Origin of the sequence: Thiothrix sp. (assembly GCF_028714775.1) — a bacterium.
GTDB lineage: Bacteria > Pseudomonadota > Gammaproteobacteria > Thiotrichales > Thiotrichaceae > Thiothrix.
Map to the genome: position 1 here is coordinate 1 of NZ_JAQTLS010000047.1, position 8,173 is coordinate 8,173.

Annotated in this window: 9 protein-coding genes; 8 read left to right on the forward strand and 1 reads right to left on the reverse strand. The window is 48.1% G+C overall.

Features of this window, described 5'->3' with window-relative positions:
* The 8 genes from PHE17_RS21025 to PHE17_RS21060 all read left to right on the forward strand — a co-directional run.
* On the forward strand, nucleotides 1-287 hold a 287-nt coding region (locus tag PHE17_RS21025; RefSeq protein WP_301017889.1), incomplete at its 5' end, for a hypothetical protein.
* Nucleotides 288-289: 2 nt separating this feature from the next.
* The gene (locus tag PHE17_RS21030; RefSeq protein ID WP_301017890.1) at nucleotides 290-799 is read left to right on the forward strand and encodes a hypothetical protein; all 510 of its coding nucleotides are present in this window, start codon (nucleotides 290-292) and stop codon (nucleotides 797-799) included.
* A gap of 495 nt (nucleotides 800-1,294) precedes the next feature.
* Nucleotides 1,295-3,064 (forward strand): carboxypeptidase-like regulatory domain-containing protein, encoded by a 1,770-nt coding sequence (locus tag PHE17_RS21035; RefSeq protein WP_301017891.1) that lies wholly within the window; start codon nucleotides 1,295-1,297, stop codon nucleotides 3,062-3,064.
* Nucleotides 3,064-5,520, forward strand: a complete 2,457-nt coding sequence (locus PHE17_RS21040; RefSeq protein ID WP_301017892.1) for a hypothetical protein — start codon at nucleotides 3,064-3,066, stop codon at nucleotides 5,518-5,520. The genes PHE17_RS21035 and PHE17_RS21040 overlap by 1 nt, the downstream gene beginning before the upstream one ends.
* 12 nt (nucleotides 5,521-5,532) lie before the next feature.
* The gene (locus tag PHE17_RS21045) at nucleotides 5,533-6,423 is read left to right on the forward strand and encodes a hypothetical protein (RefSeq protein ID WP_301017893.1); all 891 of its coding nucleotides are present in this window, start codon (nucleotides 5,533-5,535) and stop codon (nucleotides 6,421-6,423) included.
* Between the two features lie 2 nt (nucleotides 6,424-6,425).
* The gene (locus tag PHE17_RS21050; RefSeq protein WP_301017894.1) at nucleotides 6,426-6,683 is read left to right on the forward strand and encodes a hypothetical protein; all 258 of its coding nucleotides are present in this window, start codon (nucleotides 6,426-6,428) and stop codon (nucleotides 6,681-6,683) included.
* 2 nt (nucleotides 6,684-6,685) lie between these two features.
* Nucleotides 6,686-6,961, forward strand: a complete 276-nt coding sequence (locus PHE17_RS21055; RefSeq protein ID WP_301017895.1) for a hypothetical protein — start codon at nucleotides 6,686-6,688, stop codon at nucleotides 6,959-6,961.
* A gap of 161 nt (nucleotides 6,962-7,122) precedes the next feature.
* On the forward strand, nucleotides 7,123-7,608 hold the full coding sequence (locus PHE17_RS21060) for a hypothetical protein (protein ID WP_301017896.1): 486 nt from the start codon (nucleotides 7,123-7,125) through the stop codon (nucleotides 7,606-7,608).
* A gap of 306 nt (nucleotides 7,609-7,914) precedes the next feature.
* Here the strand turns inward: PHE17_RS21060 and PHE17_RS21065 are convergent.
* Nucleotides 7,915-8,173, reverse strand: a 259-nt coding sequence (locus PHE17_RS21065; RefSeq protein ID WP_301017897.1) for a hypothetical protein, incomplete at its 5' end; no start/stop codon positions are given.

The window sequence follows — 8,173 nt, forward strand, 5'->3', positions numbered from 1 at the left end:
TGGACGACTTAACGCCTAAACCCCGCCTCGTATCGTTCGTGGCGCATCAGGAAGGCGAATGGATTTACGTCACGTATATGGGCGGTCCGTCGCAGCTTGACGTAGCCGATCCAGGAATCACGGCGCTCGTCAACGAACAGCCGATGAGCACTCCGTTCAGCAAGACTGGGCATATCGAGGTAGGCACGAGCGCCAAGACGCTAGGGACGCTGGGGAAGGATCATGTCGTCGTGACGGTTGTGTTCAAGGATGCACGAAGCCTCGTGATGTTGGATTCGTGGGTGTGATTATGGGAGAGCACCCAGATTTTCCGCAAGAGTCTCCTGCAATAAAATATCTTATTGAACAGACTTCAAAGATAGAAGATGCCCAAGCGTGTGGTGTTGGGTATTATAAGTCATTAAGCAAAGTGCTAGCGCGACTTGATAAGACGGACACCACATTAACGCAGTTGCAGCAGAGCACAGAGAAATTGCGTAAGGTCACGGATTCGTCAGTTGTTGCAACAATCATTGGTCAGAAGTCTGACGAGATAAACGAGACGCTGAGGAAGAATATGGAAGCGATACTTGTTGAAAATGTTAAAAGCGTTTCAGCGGGGATTGCCAGAATCGAATACGACAACAAAGAATTGAACGAAGGGTTCGTTCGATTAATGAATGAAATTGGAGAAACGAATACGAAACTTAAAAATCAGATCAACACGGTAGATAGTTGTCTTGTAATCCCGTCTTGGAAAGCATGGGTGTATTCTATTGGATTGGTCGTTCTAGGTGTAATGTTTGGGAAGTACATTTAGCCAATCTCTTTTTCCACTTCCGCCACATCAACCACCGCGAACGCTAACCGAACAAAAAAACATTAGGAGGAAAAATATGACACTCGAAGAAACAGAATTCTGGTTTGTAGTAGCCTGCATTGTAGCAGGAGCAGCGTTCCTTGTGATTGTGGGCTGGTACTTCTTAAAAGTCTATTCCAGATAATCACATGGAATATCCACAACAGCAAACTCAAACCTTTCTTTTTCCATAGGAGTAAACGAATATTTCCCGTGCTTCTTGTTGTAGTCGATCATAAACCCATATTCAAACGGCTTGTCATAAAGTTGTGCACAGAGTCCCATATTCTATAATCACACCATCCCTTTAAATAGTATTGCATTGCTATAGCATTGTATGAGTGGACGTAAGACCCCAGGAACAACGCTCTGGGTTGCACCATCAACAAGGGATAGGGTAAATAAAAAGAAACGCAAGGGCGAGACAGTAGACCAGTTTTTACGGAGGCGTATCAGATGAAACGCCTGCTCCTGCTTTTTGTGCTGATGCTTCTAATTTCCCCGGTGCTCGGGACTGCCTATACCATGAACGAGCGGTCAGAATATTTCCGTCTGACAAATGTGAGTAACTTTCCTAGTATTGACAGCAACTCAACTCATTATGTCAATGCCGAAAGACAAGTAGGATATGCCAGATTCCAATCACAGACAGTAGGTGCTAAAGTCAGTTATGTTCGTTTAGGAAATCAATATCCTGTCCAATATAGTGCGGCTACCGAATTTTATAAACCAACCCCATATGTATCAAATATAATAACAGTAAGATTACTAGATGTCAATCTTAATGAAATGGACTCTTATACATGGGCGACACTCACTGGAAGCGATGTATCTGCAAGATATGAAATGAAAATGCTTGCAGGAGTCCCGCAATACTGGCGGGATGGTGTTTTAACTGATACCGGGCCTTTACAATCTGGAAATCCGGCATATGTTGGATGGGGGCAATATCAGGGATCTTCAAATTACTTATATAATGATTTAAGGGATTTAAATTGGGCCGAACCAAACCGCATGATGATGACTCTCCCGGGAACCGACAACGATACTTTCATTATATTGAAAGATATTATTAACCCCGCCGCATCCGGTGTTGCTTTTGGAGAGAACGGAACTATCGTTGACAGCAACTATATGTATGGTTACTGGTCACGCGGGAATGCATCAACAGATTCCCCGTTGGATACCCAACCCAACTGGACAGTCCAGTTAAAGAATTACAATACGGGGGTTATCTATGCCACGAATTATACCGGATCGGTGGGTAAGGATGCATACCTTGGCAAACTTGCATGGAACGTGAAGGATCTTATCATTGATAACACCACAGCCCCACAGGGGTACTATGGACTCTATTGTCCTGAAACACTGGATTGGAGCAACATGATCCTGTACAAGTCCAATGGTGCAAATGTTCAATGGAATTCAAAGTCGTACAGTCACGGCGATACGGCGAGTGTAATCTATTATGTGCTTTCAGGAGGGTACTGGGACACATCGACGTATTCGTATAAAATTGCGATCCTTGACAGCTACATGAACTTCAAGGAGAACATGAGCCTGACTGCATCATCTGGATCAGTTACGCACAACTGGGCTGACGACGACGCAGAAGGGGTTTATCATGCATGGTTGATTGCTACCTCAAATGTTGGTGCGAACGAGTATATCCTTGGGGATGATTACACCAACCTCGTTGCGTACTTCGGTTACGGGGGAACAACATATGATGGATACACAGGTCTTCCTCTGCCATACACTGCGGTAAACGTTACGCAGGGTACATCCGTATCGAATGTATCGTCAGACTCCGGCGGGAACTATACCACAGACAAAATATTTGTAACTGGTGCTTCTGTGTTTTTCAATGCTACGAAACCGGGATACAACCCGTACCAGTATAATTTCGTCCCGCTGGCATCGAAGAGTATCTATGACCTTAACGTGACACTTTACCCATCAGCACCGGATGGATCAATGGGGGTCAAGATCGGTGGGGTGATTCGGGATATTACCTATGGCCGCCCGATATCTGGAGCAACCGTCCATCTCTATAACCGTACAACATCAGAGGAATACACGCAGACTACGAATGTAGCCGGGGGATATATCTGCGAACCGGCTGGATGCACCTTGGTTCCAAACCAGCAGTATTACGTCAACTCCACCAAGATTGGATATAACAACAGTGCAGAATATTCAGTGGTTGCCGCAGGGGTGCTGTGATGAGATGGGCATTCCTGATCGTCATGCTCCTTTTAGTTCCTGTCGTATCGGCAGATTATACCCTGCAATTCCAAGCATTAACCAATTCACCTGCTGACGGAGCAACCGTCTATGTTGGTATCCAGCCGGTAGCACCGACAGCGACACCAACCGGGATGCAGGTAGTCCCAACCGCAGGGACGATCAATGTTGTTGAAATCTATGATTACTCTGGGACGGCAGGGACGAATCAGGAGTATGCCTATTATCTCCGCGTCAACAACGCAACCGATTATCTGGTTGCAAAATTATCCGTTGCGGCGAGCGAGCGGATCTTCACAAATTCTTCCATGAATGTAGCCGTTGCTGCTGGCGATACACTGATCCTGAAAAGGGTGCAACCCGCGTGGACTACAAACCCATTAACAAATATTGTCGGAGGATACGCACTCATTGATACTCCAGATGAAGTTGACAGGGGGTACGCAATTTATGGGATGGCTCTTTCAAACACCCCTGCCGATTCCGTCATAAATTATATCGGGGGGAAACCAGCAGTCCCGTCAACAACCGAAGGTCAGGATAAGATATTCATTCCGACAAGAGGATCGTTTACAAAAGCGTTCGTTGCTGACTATTCCGGAACCGCTGGTACTGCCGAAGCATATTCGTATTCGTTAGATGTCAACAGTACCGAATATCTGATTGAAAGCCGGTCAGTAGCGCAGTCCCTCCGGATGTTCAATAATACCAGCATGTCCATCCCGGTACAGATTGGCAACTATTTGCAGTTCAAGAGGCAGCACCCTGCATGGGCAACGAATCCAGCCACGAATGTTGTTGGCGGAATCGCATGGGTTGACCTTACCGATATCCACGACATCAACGATGGATATCCGATTCATACCTTTGCGCTGACTCACACACCGGCAGACAACGGTGTTATCTATTACGGAGATCGCCCCATTGCGCCATCAACCACAGCAGGGACAAACAAAATTTATATCCGTCAGGCAGGGACTATCAAGAAAGCGGGAGTCTATTCATACTCCGGAACAGCAGGCACCGGAGAAGAGTGGTCGCAATACATCGTGAAGAACGGGGTGGATGAATACCTGATTGCCAACATATCCGTTGCTGATAACGAACGCATGTGGGTAAACATCACCATGAATATAACGGTGGTTCCTGGCGATTACGTTGAGCTGAGGAGTAACCAACCCACCTTCGCAACGAACCCAGCCACGACAATATATGGTGGTGGCTTCTACCTTGAATACGAGGATGAGTTACCTGTTGCATCGTTCACAGTAAACGAGACGGCAGGTACGTCCCCGTTGGCAATCCAGTTCACAAACACTTCTGTAACCGCTCCTATTGGGTGGGACTGGTTCTGGACATGCATTGAGAACAGTACCACGTATCATTTCAGTACGCTTGAAAATCCGGTTGAGACTTTCGACAACGGGCATTTTGATGTTAGGTTAAACGTGACCAATGCAAGTGGATGGAGTACCAGCGCACCAACGCGGATCAGTGTCAGCAGTACCGGAGGATATTCCGGATTTACGCAGCAGGATATTTATCTTACAGGGTTCTACACGCTCACATTCAACGTTGTCGATTCGACAACAAACACACCAATAGCGGTAGTAGCAATTTCTGATTCAACAACTGGTCAATCGTATACAACTACTAACGGCACTGGTTATCTTACGGAATCGGCTGGACTGAAATACATTAATTTTGTTGCAGCGGGTTATACCAGTAGACAGATTACTTATGTCGTGGATTCGGATGCAACGCATATGGTATCGCTGACACCGACAACAACAACAACACACCAGCAGAGTACGTGGTATACCCCGTGGCAGGTTCGTATTCGCGTCGTGGACTATTATGGCAAACCGTTGCCGTTGACAAATGTAACAGCAAATTATGTAGCTTCGACACTCCCAAGCACCGACCCAACCTGGTTGGTCGGAGCGTATGGCGTTAGTACAGAAGTCGCAGCAGACATGCTTAATTCCAGTATGGCGATGACCGGCGGCACAGACGATAACGGCGGGTTAGCATTTACGATGTTCAAGTCGCTGCAATACCGTTTGACAATTTCCAACATAACATCTGGGGTGTCGTCAACCAAAACCCTCTACCCATCAGATCAGGAGTATGTGATTTACGTCCGTACTACCGGGCAAGGCATAGGGAACAACACGCTGACGGTACGGAACGCAACGCTGCCGTGGTATTCAGTGAACAGCACCCATATCAACCTGAACATGACATACGTTGATACGTCGTTGTGCACCAGCAACCTTATCTTCCGTGTGTGGTTCCGTGACAACGGCACCGAAGTACATAATACAACGTGGTCTGGAATAGGAGCGGGTTATGTTTACGACAACCATACCGTGCCCAAAGCACCGATTGGGACTGAGTACTTATGGGGATACAACGCAACAACGGTGTGCTAGGAGGTTTAATATATGGCAAACCACATTTTAACTATGCGAAGAAAAGGTCTGTTACTACTCCTTTGCCTTGCCGCGATTGTTGGCATTGCGAGTGCTGGTTCTGTAGTGCAGACCAATTCTATCATCACACATTCTCCTCTTGGGATGCTGATACCTCTCGGGATTGAGAACTGGGTTCCTGCTGCCGATGCAATAATGTATTACACCTACATCTCGTTTATGCTGATTGCACTTCTAGCAGCGTTTTCCGGGATGTCTAACGAATCGCGGTTTCTGGTTCTGGTTCCTTACTTCACAGCAGGACTTGTATTTATCGGGTGGCTCCAAGCGCCAAACCCCACAACGTATTGGGGGATGGTCATTGCCTGCTGTCTGCTCGGAACGCTGATATATGTCAACGATATGAACCGTGAGAAGTTCGGAACTTCCGGCCCCGGAACAAAGGTCATGTCGGTAGCGATACTGATTATTATCTTCGAGGCGTCGATAGTTCTTATGAACGATCCCGCGTTCTCCCCAATTCCCGGCATTGTAGGTAGCGGTAGCGAATACTCGTCACAGCAGTTCTGTAGCGGGTATGGGTACTCGTGCGACTCGTCGGGTAAGGTGGACCTGTCGGCAAGCGTATCAACCGTTTCAAGCAGCGGGGGAACGTTGCTCGATGTGGCGTCGCTTACAAGCTGGGCGTTAAGTGCAGCGTTCGCAGCTCTACGCTTTATAGTGTTGATCATCGGGGCAGTGGTTATGTTCAGTCTTGTGCTTACGGCAACATATCCTGTGCTTCTCACCTCCCCGCAGGCGATGCTCATCCTTGGGATAATGCAACTCGTTATATGGGTAATCTATATCATCGCATGGACGAACTGGACCTTCAAGCCGTCGTATGAGACTTTACAGGTGTGATCATGGGAGCAGGAAATTTTATTGGAAGTGTGTGGAATACCCTACTCCTAGATGGGTTGTGGTTAGTCCTCGGATATGCAATGGAGAAAATATTCAGGGCGTTCAACAGCACCATGAAACTCCTGCCAACGTTGCAGGACGCCGTTAACGGGATGTCCCAGATGCAGTTTATCTGGAGTATCTTGTTCATCGGTATCTTCATGGTGATCTGGGCGAACTACCTTATGAACGAGAACAGCCAGGCGTCAGGAGGTGTTTGAGCATGGCAACCAGTGCAGAGATAACCGTTGGCGGAATCCTGTTGTTCACAAACATATTCGCCGACACCGTTCTGTATTACATCGGAGACGTTCTTCTGGCCCCGCTGCTGGATATATTGTCCGGGTGGAACATTCATCCAGCACTAAAAGAATCCCTGTGGGAACTGACGTATATATCATACCTCCCGTTTGCGATGATGCTCATCTTTGCGATCCTGTCAATCGTCGCATTCGTCGTTATCCTTGGGCGCAGGCAGGTGTCACCATTCGACTATTAACTATAGTGCTGGTATTAACACTGTTAACAGGGATAGCGTCAGCACTCCCTACAACCGGGGATGCAACGCTGGTAGGCAGCAACAATTTCACGGTTCCTGTAACCGGGGCGTCCGGATACGCTTACGTTATATGGGGGCAGTCTGCTGGCAACAACAACTGGATGAGCGAGAACGCAACCGTAACTGGAGGCGCTGCAACTATCGTAGTATGGGGCGCTCCAATTATTGGGGAGAGGACTATCTATTACAAAGCTTGCGACGCGACGGGGTGTGGTGCTGAAAAGACGGCATCTATCGCGGCAGTCACACCTATACCTGTTCCATCATACGGAGATCCGCTTCGCCGCATAACCTCAGCCCATTTCGCGTTGCCGAACATTACCGCAGAGATGCCCAACGCTCTGACTGCATTGGGAACACCTATCATGATCTTCTGGGGTATCATCTACATCGCGTTCCTTGTCGGGCTGTGGCTACGGACCCGCACCGTTCGGATGTCGCTTATGATCATGTTCCTTACAGCACCGTTCATGATATCGCCAACAGCGGGGCTGTATCTTGGGATACCAACCGCACTGGCGTATGTCATGCTACAACTGGCAGGCGCGATGCTTGCCGGTGTCGTGTATGTGTTCACGAAGAAATAGGCACATACTCTTTTTATACCAGAACACCCATTCTCTCTATAGGAGCAGAACAAATGCCCTGTGGAATGAAACCAAAACCCTTTAAGGGTAAAGTAAAGAATATCGCACTCCCCCACGGCGGGTTCGCCGGTAGTGTCAAGGCGCTTGACCAGATGCAGAAAGGTTCAATGAAACCGCCCAAAGCGCATTTCAAGAAGGGGGCTGCGTTCTGATGGCGAAAGGTGTTAAGAGTATCAAGATGCCCCGCCCGAAAGTCTATCCTACGGCACCGATGCCGGGTGATGCAACGATCAAGAAGAACGTTGATTACCGTGCTGTGAAACTGCGGAGGCTGATTTGATGGCACGCACTCACCGCAAGTACCCCAACATGCCACGCAGACGGCGTAGCAATCCCTTTGGCGGGAACCCGATGCCCGGTATGATGAAAATGATGGGGCAGACTACTATGGGTATCGTCGGCATTGGTGCTATGACCACGCTTGGATTCGGTGCGCTTAACGCGATTAAGCCGAGTTGATTGTAATGCCCCGCAAACCCCCAAAATGGATTCAGGCTGCTGCACC